This window comes from Cellulosimicrobium sp. BMG9.23, from assembly GCF_059159985.1.
Map to the genome: position 1 here is coordinate 321,851 of NZ_JBZGBZ010000003.1, position 18,713 is coordinate 340,563.

Sequence of the window (18,713 nt, forward strand, 5' to 3'; positions counted from 1 at the left end):
ACCCGGGCGGGGGAAGCGGGCCGTGCAAGGCCCGGGGGAGGATGGGGCGCATGACGCAGGGGACGCGCCGGGGCGGCCGCGACACGGCACGGCGCCTGACCGCGCCGCTGCGCAGCGCGTCGACCGTGCGGGCGGGCGTGTACCTCGTGATCGGCGGGGTCGTCGCGGGCGCCTATCTCGTCCTCGTGACGGGCTTCGTGCAGATGTTCGCGTCCACGCAGACGCCGCGCGTCGCCGCGGGGGTCCTGGCCGCCCTCGCGGCGGTGATCGCGGCGACGCCGCCGTTCCTCGCACCGGTGCGGGCGCTGGAGATCGCGGCGGTGCGGACGTTCCTCGACGTCGACCTGCCGACGCCGGCCGACGCCGCGAACCCGAGCGCCGCCACCCGGTGGCGGGCCGCGGCCTGGTATGCGCTGCACCTCGTGCTCGGGGCCGCCGTGCTCGTCGTGGTGCTGCTGGCGATCCCCGTCGCGACGCAGCTCGTCCTGTCGGCGCTCGGGATCGAGCCGGTGCTGCTCACCGACTGGCGACCCTGGGAGCTCGTGCCGTCCTGGGCCGACACGTGGGCGCTCGCTCTGGTCGCGCTCGTCCTGCTGCTCGTCCTCCCGTACGTGATCGCCGCCGCGCGGGCGCTGCTGCGCCAGGCGGCGTGGCCGCTGCTCGGCCCGGACCAGCTCGAGCGCATCGCGGAGCTCGAGGCCGCGGCCGACCGCGACGCCGAGCGGGGCCGGCTCGCGCGCGAGCTGCACGACTCCGTGGGCCACGCGCTCACCGTCACGACGCTCCAGGCCGCGGCGGCCTCGCGGCTGCTCGCCACGGATCCCGAGGCGGCACGCCGCGCGCTCGCCGCGATCGAGGAGACGGGCCGCACCGCGATGGCCGACCTCGACCACGTCCTCGGTCTGCTGCGCGCCGACGGCGCCGGCGCCGCGCGGTCGCCCGCCCGCACCCTCACGGACCTGCCCGCGCTGCTCGACGACGCCCGGCGCACGGGGGCCGACGTCGTGCTCGTCGATGCCGGTCTCGCCGACGTGCCGCGCGCGACGTCGCAGGAGTCCTACCGCGTCGTGCAGGAGGCGCTCACCAACGCCCTGCGGCACGCGCCGGGAGCGCCGGTGACGATCGACGTCGGGATCGACGGACCGGAGCTACGCGTCGAGGTGCGCAACCCGCTCCCGCGGGACCACGCGCCGTCGTCCGACGGTTCGCCCCTCGCGCACTCCGGAGGTCGCGGCGTCGCGGGCATGCGCGAGCGTGCCTTGCTGCTGCGCGGGGAGGTCGTCGCCGGTCCCGCGCCCGACGGCGCCGCGTGGGTCGTGCGTGCGTCGTTCCCGCTGAGAGGATCGAGCGCATGACGGGCACGGCACGCGACGGGACCATCCGCGTCGTCCTGGTCGACGACGAGCCGCTCGTGCGCGCGGGGCTGCGCGTCATCCTCGACGCGGAGCCGGACCTCGAGGTCGTGGGCGAGGCCGCCGACGGCGTCGACGTGCCGCACGTCGTCGCCACCACCCGGCCCGACGTCGTGCTCATGGACGTGCGCATGCCGCGCGTCGACGGCATCGCGGCGACGACGGCGCTCCTCGCGCGCGAGCCCGCCCCGCGCGTGCTCGTCGTCACGACGTTCGAGAACGACGACCACGTGCTCGACGCCCTGCGTGCCGGGGCGCACGGGTTCCTGCTCAAGCGCGCCCGGCCCGAGGAGGTCGTGCAGGCGGTGCGGGTCGTCGCGCGCGGCGAGTCGCTGCTGTTCCCGGACGCCGTACGTCGGCTCGCGACCGCGCGACCCCCTGCCGGCGACGAGCTGCGCGGTGCACGGCTCACCGAGCGCGAGGGTGAGGTGCTGCGGCTCATGGCGGCCGGTCTGTCGAACGCCGAGATCGCGGGCGAGCTCTACCTCGGTGTCGAGACCGTGCGCACGCACGTGGGCAACGTGCTCGCGAAGCTGGGCGTGCGGGACCGCACCCAGGCCGTGGTGCGCGCCTACGAGTCGGGGTTCGTCCGCGCCGGCTGATCTGCACCTGCCGACGTAGTACCGCAGTCCGCGCGGACGAGCCACGCCGCGACGACGGCGCACGTCACGAAGACGGCGCTCCCGGCGGCGACCGGCAGGACGAGATCGACGCTTGCGAGGGCGCCGCCGAGCGCGGAGCCGACCGTGAGGCCGAGCAGCGAGAGCACCTTCGACGCCGCGTTGACGCGCCCGCGCAGGGGGTCGGGCACGAGCGCCTGCCGGAGCGACGTCGAGCAGATCCCCCACACGACGGCGTGCAGGACGTAGACCGCGAGCGCGATCGAGGCGACCACCGGGCTCGTGGTCGCGGCGAGGACACCGAGCGAGGCCGCGCCTGTGAGCAGGCTCGCGACGATCGTCCACCGGTACCCGACGCGCGCCCGGACGTGCGCCGTGACGAACGCCCCGAGCAGGCCCCCGGACGCGGAGAACGCGAGGAGGAGCCCGTATCCGAGACCGTCCAGCCCGAGGCGGTCCGTGGCGACGAGGACGAGGATCGAGAACGTGAGCATGTAGCCCACGCTGGCGAGTGCGCCCACGAGCGCGAGACCGCCGACAGTGCGGTCGCCCCCGAGCCACACCACGCCGTCACGCGCTTCCGCGACGACGGAGCGGCGCAGGGGGGCGTCGCCGACGGCGACCGACTGCCTGCTCAGGGCCGGAAGTGCCAGTGCGACCAGACCCGCGAGACCCCAGAACCCGCCCATCGCGTAGACCGGCGCGGCCATGGCGACCGAGAAGAGCAGTCCGCCGAGCGGAGGCCCGGCGAACTCGTCGGCGACCAGCTGCGCCGCCGCGATCCGCCCGTTGGCGCGGTCGAGGCTCGTGTGCGGCACGATCGAGGGAAGGACCGAGATCGCGGCGTTGTCGGCCGCGCTTTCGAGCGCACCGACGACCGCCATCACGGCGTACAGAAGCCACAACGACGCGACATCGAGCTGCACCGCGACGGCGAGCCCGACCACCGCGGCACCGCGGAGGAGGTTCGCTCCTGCGAGCAGGATCCTCCGGTCGAGGCGGTCGACAAGCACCCCGATCGGAAGAACGACGACCAGGCGCACCACCGCGTAGATCGTGGCCAGCCCTGCGACGAGACGAGGGTCGTCCGTGAGGGAGGCGGCGAGCAGCGGCATCGAGACGAACGCGAGCCCGTCGGACAGGTTCGACGCCATACTCGAACCCCACAGCGCGCGGAAGTCGGGTCCGAGCGATGCGGGGCGGGTCACGTCGCACAGCGTAGGTCGCCTGGCGATGGCGCTGGTGACCTCGGAGGCTCCCGGTCGGACGACGCTCGACTCGCCGGACGCGCGAGGTCTCTTCCGGTGCGACGATCGACGGATGGACCTCTCCGTGCTTGCGCAGCCGACCCGCACGTCCGTCCCCGCCACGGTCGCGCGTATCGCGCTCGGTGTCGCTCTCGTCGGGGCGGGCGTCAGCCACCTCACCGTCGCGCGCGAGGAGTTCCAGGCGCAGGTGCCCGACTGGTTCCCGGTCGACGAGGACGTGACCGTCCTCGCGTCGGGGGTGGTGGAGATCGTGCTCGGCGGCTCGCTCGTCGTGCTCTCGCGGTGGAAGGTGGCCGTCGGGCTGATCGCGGCCGCGTTCTTCGTCGTGATCTTCCCCGGGAACGTCGCGCAGTGGCTGGAGGGCAAGGACGGGTTCGGGCTCGACACCGACGCCAAGCGCTTCGGCCGGCTGTTCTTCCAGCCCGTGCTCGTCGCGTGGGCGCTGTGGTCGACGGGGGCGCTGCGAGCCCTGCGTCGGGCCCGCGACTGACGGTCCCCCGGCCGGGGGAGGGGTGTCACCGCGGCGGGTGATCCGTGCGGTCCCGTGCCGGACGAGGCTCGAGTCATGAGCACACGACACCCCGACACCCGCCCCGTCCACGACGAGCCTGCCCCGGCCGCTCCCGATCGTCCGCCGACACCGAACCCCTCGCGGCCGCGCCGTGCCGCGCCGACCGACCACGCCCATCGAGCGCGCGGTACGTGGATCGGACCGACCGCCGCGCTGTGGTGGGCAGTGGGCGCCGTCGTCGCGCTCGTCGTCACGCTCGCGGGCGGCACCCTGCCGGTCGGTGACGCCGACGCCACCGGGTTCAGCGCGCTGAGCGCCGTCCGCGGCGACGCCCTCACCCCGTGGGTCGCCGTCCTCGCGCTGGCGGGCGCGGCGCTCGCCGCGTGGACCTGGCGCGGTGGCCGGACCGGGCCCACGCCGCGGGGCGTGCGGATCGCGACCTACGCCGCGGCGGGCGTCGTCCTCGCGGGGTCCGTCGCCCTCGTCGACGCCTCGATCCTCGCCCGGCTCGGCTACCTCCCGGTCACCGCGATCATGGCGCCGTTCGACGCGGACCTGCGGGCCGCGTTCGCCGAGTTCCTCACTCCCGGCGTGCTGCTGCAGCTCGCGGTGCTCGTCGGCGCGGGTCTCCTCGCGGCGTCGACCACCCGGTTCGCGCGCCGAGCGGTCGGCGCGTGCGAGTCGTGCGGTCGCCGGCACGACGGCGCCGACCTCGCCTGGACCACGCCCGCGTCCGCAGCGCGCTGGGGCCGGGTCGCCGCGCTCGTCGCCGCCGCGATCCCGCTGTTCTACGCCGTGACCCGGATCGCCTGGGTGCTCGGCATCCCGCTCGGCTTCTCGCCCGACGACGTCGCGGCCCTCGCCGGGGACGACGGTTGGATCGCGGCGCTCGGCCTGGGCGGCTTCGCGCTCGTCGGGGCGGTGCTCACGCTGGGTCTGTTCCAGCACTGGGGCGAGGTCTTCCCGCGCTGGATGCTGGGTCTGGCGGGCCGTCGCGTCCCCGTCAACCTCGCGGTGATCCCCGCGACGATCGTGGCCGTCGCGGTCCTCCCGGCCGGGCTGTCGCTCGTCGCCCTGGGCCTGGGCGACGAGAAGCTCGCGCTCACGGCCGACTCGTGGGGCGCCGTCGGCCCCGCACTCCTGTGGCCGCTGTGGTCGGTCGCCCTCGGCGCCGCGACCTACGCCTACTGGCTCCGCCGCCGCGGCACCTGCTCGGACTGCGGGCGCGGCTGAGACCCGCACGCCGAACACGATCTGAGGGTCGTTCTGGACGCCAGAACGACCCTCAGGTCGTGTTCGACGGCGCGTGGTGACGTTCTCGGCGCGTGCGGGTGCGTGGCGCTATCGCGGCTCGACGGGACCGTCCTCGCCGGCGACGAGGTCGCCGCAGCTGGTCTCCTGGGCCGTCGTGACGACGGGGTCGTCCGGGCCGGCGTCCGTCGCGACGGTCTGCTCCTCGCCGTTCGTCGCGGTCCGGGCGTCGGTGTCGAGGTCCACGAAGGTGCGGTCGACGGTGAAGGAGGTGCCGTCGTCGGACACGGCGTTCAGGCCGGCGAGCCGCAGCTCCCCGCCCTCCTCCGTGCAGCCGACGCCCGTACCGAACCCGGTGAAGCCCTTGTCGAACGTGTAGGCCTCGCCCTGGACGTTCTGCGTCGGCGTGACGGCGCAACCCGCGACGGAGAACAGCAGCACCTCGCGGCCCGTGTCGACGAGCGCTATCGGTGCGGTCCCGTCACCCGCCGCGACGCGCTGCACGACGGCGCTCGCGGGCTGCGGGCTCGCCGACTCGATCAGTGCGGAGAACGTCGCGCCCGACGCCGTCGTGATGCCGAACGCCCGGTCGGCGCCGCCGGTGAGCCAGGCGGTGTCGGGACGGCCGTCGCCGTCCACGTCGACGGCCCCGTGCGTGCCCGCGCCCGCGGGCGGCCCGTCGCCCTCCGCCGGGCAGCCTTCCGCGGCGGGGTCCGACGTCGTCGGGCTCGCCTCCGGGGAGGACGTCTCGCTCGGGGAGTCCGTCTCGCTCGCGGTCGCCGTCGGTGACGGCGAGGCGTTCGGTGCGCTCGCCGTGGGACGGTTCGCGAGCCACACGACGAGCCCGATGACCAGCACCGCGACGACGGTCAGCACGATCCAGGGCCAGGTCCGTCGGGTCTGCTCGTCGGTCTCCGACGGGTCACGGCCAGCTGGTGGTGGGGCGGGGCGCGGCGTCGTCATGTCCTCAGGCAACCACCGGGGTGGCGCCGCGGCATCCGGGCAGCCGTGGTGTCCGGCAGACGGGCCGGCCTGCCGGGTGCCTGTCCCGGTCGTCTACTCCGCCGAGCGCGCCTGCTCGGCGAGCTCGGCGAGCGCGGTGAGCCGCGCGGACCAGAACGCCTTGAGCGGCGCGACGTCGTCGGCCGAGCGCAGCCCACCGTGCTGGACGCCGACGCGGACCTTCCCCGCGGGAGTGCCGTCGGCCGCGCGCGGCTGATACAGCCCGATCGTCACGCGCCCGGGCCGGTCCGGCGGTGCGCCCAGCGCGCCGACGGGCCACGCGAGCCGCACGGACGACGTCGGCGTGGCCCCGAGCACCTCGAGCCGTTCGCCCGCACCGACCTCGGCCAGGGCGCCGTCGAGCCACTGCCCGCGGGCGTCGTCGTCCGCGACGAGGGCGTACACCTCGTCGAGCGTCCCGACGACGGACCGGCTGGGCGAGACCTCGTAGGTGCCGTCGGACCGCTGGCCGGGCGCGCGCATCCCGCGCTCCTGCTCGTACGCGACCGTGAGCGACTGTGCCCACCAGCCGTCGACGCCCTGCTCCTCGACGAGCCAGGCGGCGATGTCCCGGTGGGTCCACGTCGTCGCGTCCTGGGCGTCGAGCAGCGCGAACCACGTCGCGCGGGGTTGGCCCGTCGCGGTGGCGACGGCGTCGTCGCCCAGGGCCTCGGTGTGTCGGCGGACGCCTCCGGTGCTCATGAGCCCAGCGTCCCACCACGCCCTCGCGGGTGCATCACTCAGCGGCGGTACGTCGCCAGGGCCGACGCGAGCGAGCGGGCGAGCGCGGCGCCGTCCGGTCCCTGCGCCGTCGGGACGGGAGCCTCGCGGTCGGGCCGGTAGGCGTCGTCGCCGGGCGCGGGCAGCGGCGACCCGTGGGACAGCACCTGCTGCGTCGCCGTGAGCTGGCGGATCGCGATGGCCGCGACGTGCTGCGGGTGCAGGCGCGCGGCGCGCGTGTAGATCTCGGGGTCGTGCTGGCCGTCGTCGCCGATCAGCAGCCAGTCGACGTCGGGGAGCTCGCGCACGAGCCGGTCGATCGAGGTGTTCTTGTGCTCGCGGCCGCTGCGGAACCACCCGGTGTTGGTCGGCCCCCAGTCGGTGAGCAGGAGCGGGCCGGGCGGGTACGCGTTGCGCTGGAGGAAGCGGCGCAGGTTCGCCGCGGTGTTCCAGGCCCCCGTCGACACGTACACGAACGGGGTACCGGGGTTCGCGGACGCGATGCCCTGGTAGAGCACCGCCATGCCGGGCACCGGCACGCGCGCGCTCGAGTGCCGGACGAACGTGTTCCACGCGGCGAGCAGCGGTCGCGGGACCGCGGTCACCATCGTGGTGTCGTCGATGTCGGAGACGACCCCGAGCCGTCGGCCGTCCGCGACGACCAGCACGCGGCCCCTCACGAGCTCGCCCGACGCGGGCCGGAACGTCACGTCGTGCCAGCCGGGCTCGAGGTCGACGTCCACCGTGACGTCGAGGTAGCCGGAACGGTCCGAGCTGACGTCGAGGACCGTCTCGCCGACCTGCACCCGCACCTCCTCGCGCGACGCGGGGGCGGTGAAGAAGTAGCGCCAGCCGCGCCGGTCCGCCGTGGTCGCCGGGTCGTACGCGGGGCTCGCGAGCAGGACGCGGCCCAGCACGCGCACGCGGCGCGTGCTCCCGTACCCCGTGAACGGCTCGACGCGCGGGCGCCACCCGCGGGCCTTCTGGAACCGGGAGACGACGGCGCGCCACCGGTCCTCGAGGCGCGCCGCGCGGTGCGGTCGCTGGCTCGAGGTCGTCTGGGTCGTGACGGGCGGTGCGGATGCGTTCTGCGGCATGAGCGGTGGGTTCTCCGGTCGGGGGGCGGCCGGGTCAACCCTGTCACAGGGGGCCGACGCACGCGGCCGGGCGGCGGCGGGCCGGGCGCCGCTCGCGTGCGGGCGCGTCGCGCCGGTCCTAGCGTGGCCAGGTGACAGACGACGTGACCGACGACGCGACGGACCGAGGACGGGACGAGTCGGGGGACCTGCCAGGGCGGGCGACGCCCGAGGGCGTGAGCGACGCGACGGTCGAGGCCCTGGGTGCCCTGAGCGAGGCGCTCGAGACGACGGAGCGAGCGCGGGGCCACCTCTACACGTTCCACCAGCTCACCGGGGAGGCGGACCTCGCCCTGGGCGACGCGGTGGAGAAGCTGCGCGCGGCAGGTCACGACGAGGTTGCCGACCGGATCGCGGCGGAGCTCGTGGGGCGCAACGTGGTGTCGGGCCGGTGGACGTTCCAGCTCGTCGAGGACTACGACGACGGCTACTGGTCCGCCTTCCGCGAGCACGAGCGCCGGGCGCGCGCCGAGCTCGCGGGCGGCGTCCGGCACATGTACGAGGCACGGATGAAGCAGGAGCGCCGGTCGGCCGGGCGCGGAGGTCATGAAGCAGGGCCGGTGGCCCCGGCCTGATCGGAGTCCGGTCAGAACGCCGGGGGCGACGACTCCTCGTGCGCCCCGCGGTTGCGGCTCTTCTCCTTCGTGGGACCGCAGGCCGATGAGTCTGCGCACGCGCGCCGGTCGGAGGGAAGACCGACGAGAGGACCCGACGTGACCACCATCCTTGACGACTACCCCGATGGGACGCTGATCCCCAGCTACAGCTCGCCTGGTGCACGGCCGGTGCCGTGGGAGACCGTGCGCGGTGTGCTCGAGCGCGCCGAGATTTCGTGGATCTCGACCGTGCGCCCCGACGGGCGCCCGCACGTCACGCCCCTCATGACCGTCGTCGCCGACGGCTGCCTGCACGTCACGACCGGCCCCGACGAGCGCAAGGCGCGGAACCTCGTGGAGAACGCCCGGGTCGTGCTCACCACCGGCACGAACGCGTACGTCGACGCGCTCGACGTCGTGGTCGAGGGCGAGGCGCAGCGCGTGACGGACGACGCCGCGCTGCACCGCCTCGCCGAGCGGTGGCGGTGCAAGTACGGCGACGACTGGGTGTTCTCCGTGCACGACGGGTCCTTCCGGCACGGCGACACCGGTGAGTCGCTCGTCTTCGCCGTCCGGCCCGAGGTCGTGTTCGCGTACGAGCGCACGGCGGAGCACGCCGCGATGCGCTGGCGGTTCGGCGACGACGGTCGTGAGGCACGCACCGTCGGTGCCTCATGACGAGGGACGCTGCGGGGACCGCCCGGGACGAGCTGGTCGAACGGCTCCGGACGCTGCTCGCGGACGAGCCGTCGGTGCGCGAGGTGTCGATGTTCGGCGGTCGGTCGTTCATGGTCCGGGACACGATGGTCGTCAGCGCGCTCCGGGGCGGAGACCTCCTCGTCCGTGTCGACGCCCGGCGCCACGACGAGCTGGTCGCGCGTCCGGGCGCCGCGCAGGCGGAGATGGGCGCGGGTCGGGACATGGGCCCGGGATGGGTCACGGTCGACGCCGCGGCCGTCGTCGGCGACGACGGGCTGTCGTCCTGGCTCGGCGTCGCCCTGGAGCACAACCGGGCAGCGACGGGAGGGTCGGCCGCAACCTAGCCCACGGCCGGGACGAGACCGTCGAGCAGCGCGAGGTCCTCGTCGGTCAGGTGGAGGGCGCCGGCGGCGATGTTCTCCTCCAGGTGCACCGGGCTGCCGGTGCCGGGGATCGCGAGGACGTGCGGCCCTCGGTGCAGGGTCCAGGCCAGCCGGACCTGAGCAGGGCTCGCACCGTGCGCGGCGGCGACGGCGGCGACGGCGGCGACGGCGGCGACCTCCGCCTGACCGGTCTCGTCGGCGCTGCCCTGCGGTGCGACACCCGGCACGGCCGCGCCGACGGAGAAGAAGGGCACGAACGCGATCCCGTGCTCCGCGCACAGCGTGACGAGAGCGTCGTCCTCTCGGCTGGTCAGACCGTACTGGTTCTGGACGCACACCACCGGAGCGATGGTCATGGCCTCCGTCAGCTGCTCCGGAAGGATGTTGGAGATGCCGAGGTTGCGGATCAGGCCGGCCTCGCGCAGCTCGGCCAGCGCACCGAAGTGCTCTGCCACCGACTCGCGCTCGCGCCCCTCGCCGGCCATCCGCGTGCCCCAGCGCAGGTTCACGACGTCGAGGTGGTCCCGGCCGAGCTGGCGGATGTTCTCCTCGACCTGGCCGCGGAGCTGGTCGGGCCGAGCCATCACCTCGAACTCGCCGCTGCGCGTCCGCGCCGGTCCGACCTTGGTGGAGATCGTCAGGTCGTCCGCGTAGGGCTGCAGGGCCGTGCTGATCAGCTCGTTGGCCGAGCGGACGGGCGTGAAGTAGAAGGCGGCGGTGTCGATGTGGTTCACGCCGAGCTCGACGGCGCGCCGCAGCACGGTGACCGAACGAGCACGGTCGCGGGGCGTGGCGTCCCAGGGCATGCCCACGAGCCGCATCGCCCCCAGGCCGACCCGGTTGACCGTGCGGTCGCCGAGCTGCCAGGTGCCGGCCGCTGCGGCGTCGAGGGTGGTCGTCGTGGTGTTCGCGGTGGGTGTCATACGACGAGCATCACGGTGCGCGGGGGCGAAGCCACGCCGATGGCAGCTTGTTGCCGAGCCTGGCGCACCGGTGCGGCGCCGGGCAGGCTCGGGGGCATGCAGACGGGCGAGGCTGTCACGATCGTGCACGGCGAGCAGGAGCTGATGGAACGGACCATGCATCTGTTCGCCTCCGCCTCCGACGTCGCGTGCGCCGCCAACGACCTCTTCACGTGGGCGGGTGCACGGATGACGGACGAGGCCACCGAGAAGTACCGTCAGCGGCGACCGGGCGACGCCCGGGTCCGCAAGGTCTACCGGTCCGGGATGCTGCTCGACCCGGTGGCCGCACAGACGGTGGCGCGCGCCCGGGACCAGCACGGCGTGCAGATCCGGATCACGAGCGAGGAGATCAACGAGACCATCGTGCTGGACCGCCGGCTCGTGATCCTGGCCGGGGATCCGCGCGCCGGCCGGCGTAGCTTCAGCATCCTCACGCAGCCCGAGGCGGTCCAGGCGGTCACTTCGCTGTTCGAGGCAGCCTGGCGATCCGCCACCGAGCTCGCCGTCTACGACTCGCGGATCGCCGAGATCCGCCAGCTCGCGCCTCAGGTCCTGGACCTGCTCGGCCAGGGCGTCAAGGACGAGACCGCGGCCAGGACGCTCGGTCTGGGCGTACGCACCTACCGCCGCCGGGTGGCCGAGCTCATGGGGGCTCTCGGCGCTGAGTCGCGGTTCCAGGCCGGCGTCCGCGCGCGAGAGCTCGGTCTCGTGTAGTCCAGCCCCGGTCGCGCGCCAACAGCTCCTAGGCCCGGATCGCGCCGGAGACCACGAGGTCGGCGCGGGACCGCGTCGCCTCGACCACGCGCGCGTTGCGACCGTCGACCTCGGCCGCCCAGGCCGTGGCCGCCTCGACCGTGCGGCCGTGCCGCGTGTGGCGGTCGACGAGCCGTCGCTCCCGCTCCTCGCCGGTGGTGGAGCAGAACCACGTCTCGTCGAGCAGGTCGCGCACGCGCCCCCACGGCTCGTCGGCCACGAGAAGGTAGTTGCCCTCCACGACGACGACCCGGTGCTCCAGCTCGACGGCGATCGCGCCGGCCACGGGCTCGTCGACCTCGCGGTGGAACGACGGCGCGTACACGGTGTGGTCGGTCTCGTCGCGCACGCGGCGCAGGAGGGCGACGAAGCCCCAGCCGTCGAACGTGTCCGGCGCGCCCTTGCGGTCGTGCCGCCCGAGCGCGTCGAGCGTCGCGTTCGCGAGGTGGAAGCCGTCCATCGGCAGGTGGACCGCCTCGGGTCCGAGCGCCTCCACGAGCCGGGCGGCGAGCGTCGTCTTGCCCGCACCAGGGCTGCCGGTGATCCCCACGAAGACCCGTCCGCCGTCCGCGCGGTCCTGGAGCGACCGCACCCTCGCCGTGAGCGTGGCGAGGTCGGCCACCTCGGTCGGCACGGTGCGCATCGAGGTGTTCATGTCCCCAGTGTCCCGGTCGACGGAGCCCTTCACGAGGCCGCGAAGTCCTCCGGTCAAGTCCGCAGCTGTCCGCGATCCGGGCGAGCGCCCGCTGGTCGGTGACCGTCAGCGGGTCGAGCACGTGCTCGCGCACGGACCGCACGGCCGACGCCGGACCGAGGAGCCCCGGTCCGGCGTCGGGCATCGTCAGTTGCGCGTGATGGTGAAGGTCGACGTCGGGTTCTCGATGTCCCGGAAGTTGCCCGAGAACGTGAGGTTGGTGAACGTCGCCGAGCCGACCGCGGGGCCCTGACCCTGCTCCGGCATGGGGTTGACCCAGATGCCGTAGCCGGACCGCGCGTCGTACTGGTCGCCGCTCTTCTTCGCTCCCGTGATGGACACGTTGGTGAAGACGGTGTCCTGGAACGTGTTCTGCGGCTGGGACCCGACGTAGTTCGTCTGGAACATGATCCCGGAATAGGTCGGGTCGATGATGTCGAGGTTGTTCACGCGGATGTTCGTGAACGTCTTCGACGCGGAGAACATCCACACCGCCGGGAACACCTGCGATCCCCAGAAGTGGCCGCCGGAGCGCACGACGGTGAGCCCGTCGAACGTCGTGGGCCCGGGGCCGAAGCCCTCCATCGCGATGCCGAAGTCCAGCGAGCTGATGGTGACGCCCGAGTAGACGAGGGTGTCCGCGATGTAGATGTTCCGGAAGGTGTTGTTCTGGCCGCCGTAGACCGCGAGACCGGCCGCGCGCCACGTGTTGGTCGAGGTGAGGTTCTCGAAAACGTTGCCGCTCTGCCCGCTGCCGCCGTTGTCGGTCGCCGCGAAGAGCGCGAACGAGTCGTCGCCGGTGCCGCGTGCCTGGTTGTTGTGCACGTGGTTGTTCGAGCTGCCGTTGGTCATGTTGATCGCGTCCGCGAACGTGTTGCGGATGCGCGAGTTCTTGACCTCGGAGTCGTCCATGTTGGACGCCCAGAACATGCAGATCATGTGCTCGACCCAGATGTTGTCGATCGTCATGTCCTTGACGTTGGTGAAGTCGAAGACCTTGCCGGGCCCGTCGATGCGCGACGTGTAGTTGCCGAAGTACGCGAAGTCGCGGAACGACGAGCCGTTCGCGCTCGCCTCGCCCCGGAAGCCGACGTCGGTGTTCTCCTGGCTCGGCGGCGCGAAGAACCGCGTGAACCACGGGCCTGCGCCGACGACGTCGACGGCCTTGCCGTAGACCTGGAACTTGTTCGAGGTCTGGTAGTCGCCGGCGGGGAGGTAGACGCCCTCGAGCGTGCCGGTCGAGTCCATGCGGACCCGGTCGAGCGCGGCCTGGACGTCCTGGTGGGTGAACCCGGCGGGCTGGGTGTACTGCGCGGGGTTCGGGTTGGCCCTGGGCGTCGCCAGCTCGAGGTCGACGAAGTCGATCGCGTACTGGCTCGTGCTGCTCGCGGTCTTCTGGAGGCGGATCTTCGAGCCCGCGGGGACCGTGGTGCCCAGCAGGGTGCTCGCCTCGTCGTAGACGTGGCGCGGGCCGCCCGCCCCGGGCTGGTTGCCGGGGTTGGTCTCGTTGCCGTAGAGCCACGCGTAGCGCGAGGTGAGGTCGATGTTCTTGAGGAACTGGCCGTCGACGTAGATCGCGAGCGTGGCGTTCGTCCCGCCGCCGCCCGGGGAGTCGGGGATGGAGAAGCGGGTCACGAGCGTGTTCGTCGGGGCCTTGGTGGTCCACTCGACGTACGCGCCCGTGGTGTTCAGCGTGACGGCCTTGCGGCCGGACGCCTCGCCCGCGAGGTCGCCGACGACGCGGTTCGGGGCGAGCACGGTCGCGCCCCCGCCCGTGACGCCGTCCTCGGCCTCGTACGTGTCGAACGGCATGTTCGCGCCGCGGCCCACGAACAGCGGCCGCGTCCCTGTGTTGTTCGCCTGCTTGGCGGAGACCTCGGTCGAGTCCGGCGCCGCCACGACCTTCACGTCGTAGCTGCCGTTCGCCGCGGTCCAGGTGCCGAGGTTGACGCTCGCGCTGCTCGCCCCCGCAGCGATCGTGCCGCTGACGGAGCCGGTGAGCGTGCGCACGACGGCGCCCGTCGCCTTGTTCGTCAGGGTCACCGTCAGGCTCTTGGCCGCGGACGACGTCGCGACGTTGCCCTGGTTGGCGAGCGTCGCCGAGAACGTCACGGTGTTGCCCGCCGCCGGGTTGCTCGGCGACCACGTGAGCGTGGGCACGAGGTCCGAGCTGGGCACCGCGGTGACGACGAGCGCGGTCGGGTTCGCGTAGGCGTTGTTGCCCTCGTTCTGCTCGGCGACGCTGCCGGCGGCGTCGGCCTTCGCGCCGATCGCGTAGGAGCCCGCAGGACGGGCGCCGATGTCGGCGGTGACGGTCGCCTGGGCGCCCGCGGCGAGGCCGCCGACCGGCTTGGTGGCGACGGTCTGGCCGGCCAGGGTGAACGCGACGTCGGTCGCGGCGGACGCCTGCGTGCCGATGTTCTTCACGACCGCAGAGAGCGTGATCGCCTGCGACTCCAGCGGCGAGGCCGGGGTCGCGGTGACGCTCGTGACGACGAGGTCGGGGTTGGGGGCGGCGGTGCCGAACACCTGCAGCTCGGCCACCTGGCCGTTGCCCGACCCCGTGTTGCCGGTGAAGCGCAGCCGGACGTCCTTGGCGGTGCCGGAGACGGGGACCGTCACCGTGTTCCCGCTGCTCGGGGAGAACGCGTAGCCGGCGGACGCCTTGAGCGTCTGCCAGGCGGCGGTCGCGCTCGCGCGACCTTGCACCTCGAACGTCTGCGTCCGGTTGCCCCACGCGCTCGCGGGCGGGAGCTTGACCACGACGTTCGTCACCTGCGTCGGCGCGTCGAGCGAGACGGTGAGCGTGCTCGGGTACTGGCCGCCCGCGCCCTCCCAGTACGTCGAGGTGCTGTCGTCGTTCGCGTTCTTCGCGACGAACTGCCACTCGGTGGAGGATCCCTCGATCGGCTTGTTCAACGCGAGGTTGGTCCCCGTCGGGGGCTGGGGCTCACCGGGTCCGCCCGGGTTCCCGGTCCCGGCCGTGCCGCGCACCTCGAGCTCCGAGAGTTGTGCGGCGGACCACCCCGTGTTCGCCGTGACGTTCACGCGGACGTACCGGGCCGAGGTGTCCGGGACGTCGACCGTCACGGTGTTCCCCGACGCGGGGTTGAACGTGTACGCCTGGGAGGCCTTCAGCGTCGTGAACGCCGACCCGTCGGTGCTGGCCTGGACACTGAGGGTCTGGCTCCGCGTCTCCCAGCCGGTGGGGAGCTTGAGCACGACGTCCTCGACCGTCCCGGCCGTGCCGAGGTCGACCTGGGCCCACTGCGGGAAGGTGTTGTTCGTCGACTCCCAGTAGGTGCCCTGGTTGCCGTCGGTGAGGTTGCCGGACAGGTAGGGGGAGTTGTTGCTGCTCGCGGCGGTCGCCTTGCCCGTGGACAGGACGGTGGGCGCGGCGGTCGCCGTCGTCGCGAGGCCGAGCGGGAGCAGCAGGGCGCTCGCTGCCGCGGTGGCGGCGAGGAGTCGCAGCCTGTGCCGCGGCAAGCGGGGCGGGCGTGGTGGTGTCCCGGTCCGGAAAGAGCGGGCGCGGTGCGACGTGCTGGGTCGATGACTCATGGGTCGTCCTCGATCTCCCGTCGTCGTTGACGGGCGTAGGGTCACTTCCTTCGAGAATTGCGAGCACCTGTGCCGCACCGCACAGTGGCATGTCAACTTCTTGCAACTATACGCAAGCAACGTACTCAGCGCGCACGCCGAGCGTCAAGACCCGGTCGCCGCGCAGGGCGAGGCGTGGTGGTCAGTGCCGGGGATCGCGGATCGCGGACGTGAAGAGGGTCCAGCCCGTCTCGGAGTGGGCGACGCTGAAGACGTACGGCCGATCGACGCGCACGACGACGGGCTCGATCGGGACCTCCGCGGACACGGTGCCGACACCGACCTCCGTGACGGCGGCCGCGACGGTCCCCTCGGCGTCCACCTGGAGCACCGACTGCTGCACGGCCTGGGAGACGACGAGCTCCTCGTCGCTGATCCCGCTCAGGTCGGGCGCGGGGTGCGCGACGAAGAGCGCGCCGAGCCCCGCCGCCGTGAGCGCGGGCGCGAGGTCCAGCGGCTCCTCGGCGGGTATGTCGAGCGTCGGCATCGTGAGGTCGACCGGGACGTCGTCCGCCGCGTCGAGCGCGTCCCGCAGCGCGGCGCTCGTCCCGGCGGTGAGGGACGCGGGATCGGTCCCCTCGGGCGGGAGCACGACGTCCGCGTGGAAGGCCTCGACGTACGGGAGCCGGACGGCGCGCCAGCCGTCGACCTCGGCATAGCGCGCAGCGTTCGTCTGGCGCAGGGTCTCGGCCCGGACCTCTTCGCCCGACGCCAGGAAGAACGGCCGGTCCGTCGTCTCGTCGTCCTCGAACGGCTCCTGCCAGCGTGCGGCGAAGAGGGTCGCGTTCTGCAGCACGAGACGCAGGTCGGGGTCGGGCTCGATCGCCGAGCCCTCGACGAGGCCACCGGTGTGGTAGCGGACCCACTCGCTCAGCGGCTCGATCCCGGCCGCCGAGCCGAGGTCGGTGGGCAGGACGCCCGCGCCGTACCCGGCGCCCAGCGTGTCGAGGTAGGTCTCCAGGATCTTCGCCTCGTCGTCGACCACGACCTGGTTCGCGACGTGCGCGAGCGGCTTCTTCGGCAGCTCCGCCGCCCGGACCGTCGCGGGGTCGCCGTCGTGCTGGCCCACCGTGGCGAGGAGCGCACCGACCGCCTCCGTGCGTGCCGCCCCGGACGCGCCGAGCGCGTCGTCGAGCGCCACGGACGTCGCGCCGCCCGCACCTTCCGCGAGCATCGACAGCGCGACGACGACGCTCGCCGGGGACACCACGACGTTCACGTCGTCGGGGGCGGTCGCGAGCAGCGTCGTCCCGAGCCGGTCGGTCGCCGCGACGACGTCGGGGACGGCCCCGGCGTCCGCGAACCCCACGATCTCGCGGGGCACGTCCGCCGTCGCGAGCGGCAGGTCCGGCGGCGTGGACCGCGGCCCGGCGCACCCGGCGAGCAGGAGGAGCAGCGCCGTCGCTCCCGCTCCCCATCGAGCCGGTGCTGGCCGTGCCCCCGTGGTGCTGCGCGTCGTGGCTCCCATGCCGTCCCCCTCAGACGTGCTGGTCGGCGCAGTGCAGGCCCTTGCCCGCAGACGCGCCCCTCGCAGGGAGTGTGTGGCGGCGGACCCGCACCTTGCAGCGATCCTCTCGCCGAGCGCGAGGCGCGCGCCCGAGCCGGGTCGCGGCTCAGTCGACCGCCGGGCCGAAGCGCTCCGTCTTCACGCGCGCCGGGTCGTGCCCCAGCCCGACGAGCGAGCGCGACACGGCCTCGACGAACCCCGTCGGACCGCACACGAAGCACGCGGGCCCGAGCTCGGGCGGCCAGCCCCAGGCGCCGAGCTCCGCGAGCGTGAGACGACCCGGCCCGCGCCGGGAGTCGAGCGGCGCGGCGCGCGTGAACGCGACGCTCACGTCGAGGCCGTCGCCCGCGCGGGCGAGCCGGGCCAGCTCGTCGGCGTAGAGGCGGTCCTCGGGCCGGCGCACGGAGTACACGAGGCGGAACGGCGTGCGGTCGCCGTCGTCGCGCCGGGTGCGGAGCATCGCCATGAGCGGCGCGATCCCGGATCCCCCGGCCGCCAGGAGGACCGGCGTCCCGGCGTCGCGCTCGGGCGACCACACGAACCAGCCGCCGATCGGACCGCGGACCTCGATCGCGTCGCCCACCGTGAACGCGTCCGCGAGGTAGCCGGACACCTCGCCGCCGGGCACGCGCTGCACGGTCACCTCGACGCGGGCGGACGCCGACGGGTCGGTCGCCGGGCTCGCGACCGAGTAGCTGCGCTCGGCCGTGTAGCCGTCGGCCGCGGTGAGGCGCAGGTCGAGGTGCTGCCCGGCGAGGTGCCCCGGCCAGCCGGGGACCTCGAGGACGAGGGTGCGCGCCGTCGGGCTCTCCGCCCACGCGTCGACGAGCGTCGCGACGCGCCAGCCCGACGGCATGGCGTAGCGCGCCCCGAGCCGGGCTGCGCCGGCCGGCCCCGCGGTGCCCGGGGAGGCGACGCCGTCGGTCACCTCCTCAGTCACCCTGGTACCTCTGCTCACGCCACGGGTCGCCGAGGTCGTGGTAGCCGAGCCGCTCCCAGAAGCCCTGCTCGTCCATCGGCATGAGAGTGATGCGGTTGACCCACTTCGCGGACTTCCAGAAGTACAGGTGCGGCACGATGAGCCGCGCCGGGCCGCCGTGGACCGGGTGCAGCGGCGCGCCGTCGAACGTGTGGGCGATCCACGCCTTGTCGCCGAGCAGGTCGGCGACGGGAAGGTTGGTCGTGTACCCGCCGTAGGAGCCGACCATCGCGAAGTCGGCCGTCGACTCCACGTCCGCGAGGAGCGTGTCGAGCGAGACGCCGCGCCACGTCGTGCCGAACTTCGACCAGCGCGTGACGCAGTGGATGTCGACGGTCGGCTCGTCCTGGGGGAGCCGCATGAGGTCGTCCCACGTCCAGGAGCGCGTGGCGCCGGTCTCGGTGACGACGTCGAGCCGCCACGTGCTCGTGTCGACGTTCGGGGTCGGGCCCGCGGACAGGACGGGGAACCCGTCCTCGACGTACTGCCCGGGCGGCAGGGCGACGCCCTGCGGGCGCGGGCGCCCCTGGAAGCCTGGCGTGAGAGTGGCCATGTCTCACGGTAGGCCCGTGCCCGACGGCGCGTCATCCGTCAGGTGACCGGCTCGCCGTACACCGTCG

At 73.7% G+C, this 18,713-nt stretch carries 18 protein-coding genes; 8 read left to right on the plus strand and 10 right to left on the minus strand.

All coding sequences use genetic code 11. The annotated features are described in order from the left end of the window. Nucleotides 1–50 precede the first annotated feature (50 nt). Together AC4H2G_RS05840 and AC4H2G_RS05845 are read left to right on the plus strand one after the other, a co-directional pair. Entirely contained in the window at nt 51–1,355 is a 1,305-nt protein-coding gene (locus AC4H2G_RS05840) for a sensor histidine kinase (RefSeq protein ID WP_494364812.1), read from the plus strand. Next, entirely contained in the window at nt 1,352–2,014 is a 663-nt protein-coding gene (locus AC4H2G_RS05845; protein ID WP_494364813.1) for a response regulator, read from the plus strand. The genes AC4H2G_RS05840 and AC4H2G_RS05845 overlap by 4 nt, the downstream gene beginning before the upstream one ends. Here AC4H2G_RS05845 and AC4H2G_RS05850 read toward each other — a convergent pair. Further along, entirely contained in the window at nt 1,984–3,240 is a 1,257-nt protein-coding gene (locus tag AC4H2G_RS05850) for an MFS transporter (RefSeq protein ID WP_494364814.1), read from the minus strand. The genes AC4H2G_RS05845 and AC4H2G_RS05850 overlap by 31 nt on opposite strands. A gap of 112 nt (nt 3,241–3,352) precedes the next feature. On the opposite strand from AC4H2G_RS05850, the gene AC4H2G_RS05855 reads away from it, so the two are divergent. Together AC4H2G_RS05855 and AC4H2G_RS05860 are read left to right on the plus strand one after the other, a co-directional pair. Next, nucleotides 3,353–3,790 (plus strand): DoxX family protein, encoded by a 438-nt coding sequence (locus tag AC4H2G_RS05855; RefSeq protein ID WP_494364815.1) that lies wholly within the window; start codon nt 3,353–3,355, stop codon nt 3,788–3,790. A gap of 75 nt (nt 3,791–3,865) precedes the next feature. Then, entirely contained in the window at nt 3,866–5,044 is a 1,179-nt protein-coding gene (locus tag AC4H2G_RS05860; protein WP_494364816.1) for a hypothetical protein, read from the plus strand. 108 nt (nt 5,045–5,152) lie between these two features. Here the strand turns inward: AC4H2G_RS05860 and AC4H2G_RS05865 are convergent, their stop codons facing one another. The 3 genes from AC4H2G_RS05865 to AC4H2G_RS05875 form a co-directional block, all read right to left on the minus strand. Beyond that, nucleotides 5,153–6,025: a hypothetical protein gene (locus AC4H2G_RS05865; protein ID WP_494364817.1), complete on the minus strand. Its 873-nt coding sequence runs from the start codon at nt 6,023–6,025 to the stop codon at nt 5,153–5,155. 93 nt (nt 6,026–6,118) lie between these two features. Further along, a complete protein-coding gene (locus AC4H2G_RS05870; RefSeq protein ID WP_494364818.1) occupies nt 6,119–6,766 on the minus strand; it encodes a hypothetical protein in 648 nt (215 codons plus the stop codon). Nucleotides 6,767–6,804: 38 nt separating this feature from the next. Next, entirely contained in the window at nt 6,805–7,881 is a 1,077-nt protein-coding gene (locus tag AC4H2G_RS05875; protein ID WP_494364819.1) for an App1 family protein phosphatidate phosphatase, read from the minus strand. Between the two features lie 188 nt (nt 7,882–8,069). Here AC4H2G_RS05875 and AC4H2G_RS05880 point away from each other — a divergent pair, with 188 nt between their 5' ends. The 3 genes from AC4H2G_RS05880 to AC4H2G_RS05890 all read left to right on the plus strand — a co-directional run bounded on the left by AC4H2G_RS05880 (nt 8,070) and on the right by AC4H2G_RS05890 (nt 9,559). Next, entirely contained in the window at nt 8,070–8,495 is a 426-nt protein-coding gene (locus AC4H2G_RS05880; RefSeq protein ID WP_494364968.1) for a hypothetical protein, read from the plus strand. A gap of 138 nt (nt 8,496–8,633) precedes the next feature. Then, on the plus strand, nt 8,634–9,194 hold the full coding sequence (locus AC4H2G_RS05885; protein ID WP_494364820.1) for a pyridoxamine 5'-phosphate oxidase family protein: 561 nt from the start codon (nt 8,634–8,636) through the stop codon (nt 9,192–9,194). Next, nucleotides 9,191–9,559, plus strand: a complete 369-nt coding sequence (locus AC4H2G_RS05890) for a TfoX/Sxy family protein (RefSeq protein ID WP_494364821.1) — start codon at nt 9,191–9,193, stop codon at nt 9,557–9,559. The genes AC4H2G_RS05885 and AC4H2G_RS05890 overlap by 4 nt, the downstream gene beginning before the upstream one ends. On the opposite strand, the gene AC4H2G_RS05895 is transcribed toward AC4H2G_RS05890, so the two are convergent. Beyond that, the gene (locus tag AC4H2G_RS05895; RefSeq protein ID WP_494364822.1) at nt 9,556–10,521 is read right to left on the minus strand and encodes an oxidoreductase; all 966 of its coding nucleotides are present in this window, start codon (nt 10,519–10,521) and stop codon (nt 9,556–9,558) included. The two genes, AC4H2G_RS05890 and AC4H2G_RS05895, sit on opposite strands and share 4 nt — an antisense overlap. A 96-nt stretch (nt 10,522–10,617) precedes the next feature. Here AC4H2G_RS05895 and AC4H2G_RS05900 point away from each other — a divergent pair, with 96 nt between their 5' ends. Further along, on the plus strand, nt 10,618–11,277 hold the full coding sequence (locus AC4H2G_RS05900) for a DNA-binding response regulator (RefSeq protein ID WP_494364823.1): 660 nt from the start codon (nt 10,618–10,620) through the stop codon (nt 11,275–11,277). Nucleotides 11,278–11,305: 28 nt separating this feature from the next. Here the strand turns inward: AC4H2G_RS05900 and AC4H2G_RS05905 are convergent, their stop codons facing one another. The 5 genes from AC4H2G_RS05905 to AC4H2G_RS05925 all read right to left on the minus strand — a co-directional run bounded on the left by AC4H2G_RS05905 (nt 11,306) and on the right by AC4H2G_RS05925 (nt 18,646). Then, nucleotides 11,306–11,971, minus strand: a complete 666-nt coding sequence (locus AC4H2G_RS05905) for a nucleoside/nucleotide kinase family protein (protein ID WP_494364824.1) — start codon at nt 11,969–11,971, stop codon at nt 11,306–11,308. A 186-nt stretch (nt 11,972–12,157) separates the two neighbouring features. Continuing rightward, nucleotides 12,158–15,568, minus strand: a complete 3,411-nt coding sequence (locus AC4H2G_RS05910; protein ID WP_494364825.1) for a discoidin domain-containing protein — start codon at nt 15,566–15,568, stop codon at nt 12,158–12,160. Between the two features lie 181 nt (nt 15,569–15,749). After that, nucleotides 15,750–17,075, minus strand: coding sequence for a serpin family protein (locus AC4H2G_RS05915; RefSeq protein ID WP_494364826.1), 1,326 nt, complete (start codon nt 17,073–17,075; stop codon nt 15,750–15,752). Between the two features lie 145 nt (nt 17,076–17,220). Next, entirely contained in the window at nt 17,221–18,054 is an 834-nt protein-coding gene (locus tag AC4H2G_RS05920) for a ferredoxin reductase (protein WP_494364827.1), read from the minus strand. Continuing rightward, nucleotides 18,047–18,646 (minus strand): sulfite oxidase-like oxidoreductase, encoded by a 600-nt coding sequence (locus AC4H2G_RS05925; RefSeq protein WP_494364828.1) that lies wholly within the window; start codon nt 18,644–18,646, stop codon nt 18,047–18,049. Before AC4H2G_RS05925 ends, AC4H2G_RS05920 begins: the two co-directional genes overlap by 8 nt. Nucleotides 18,647–18,713: the final 67 nt, after the last annotated feature.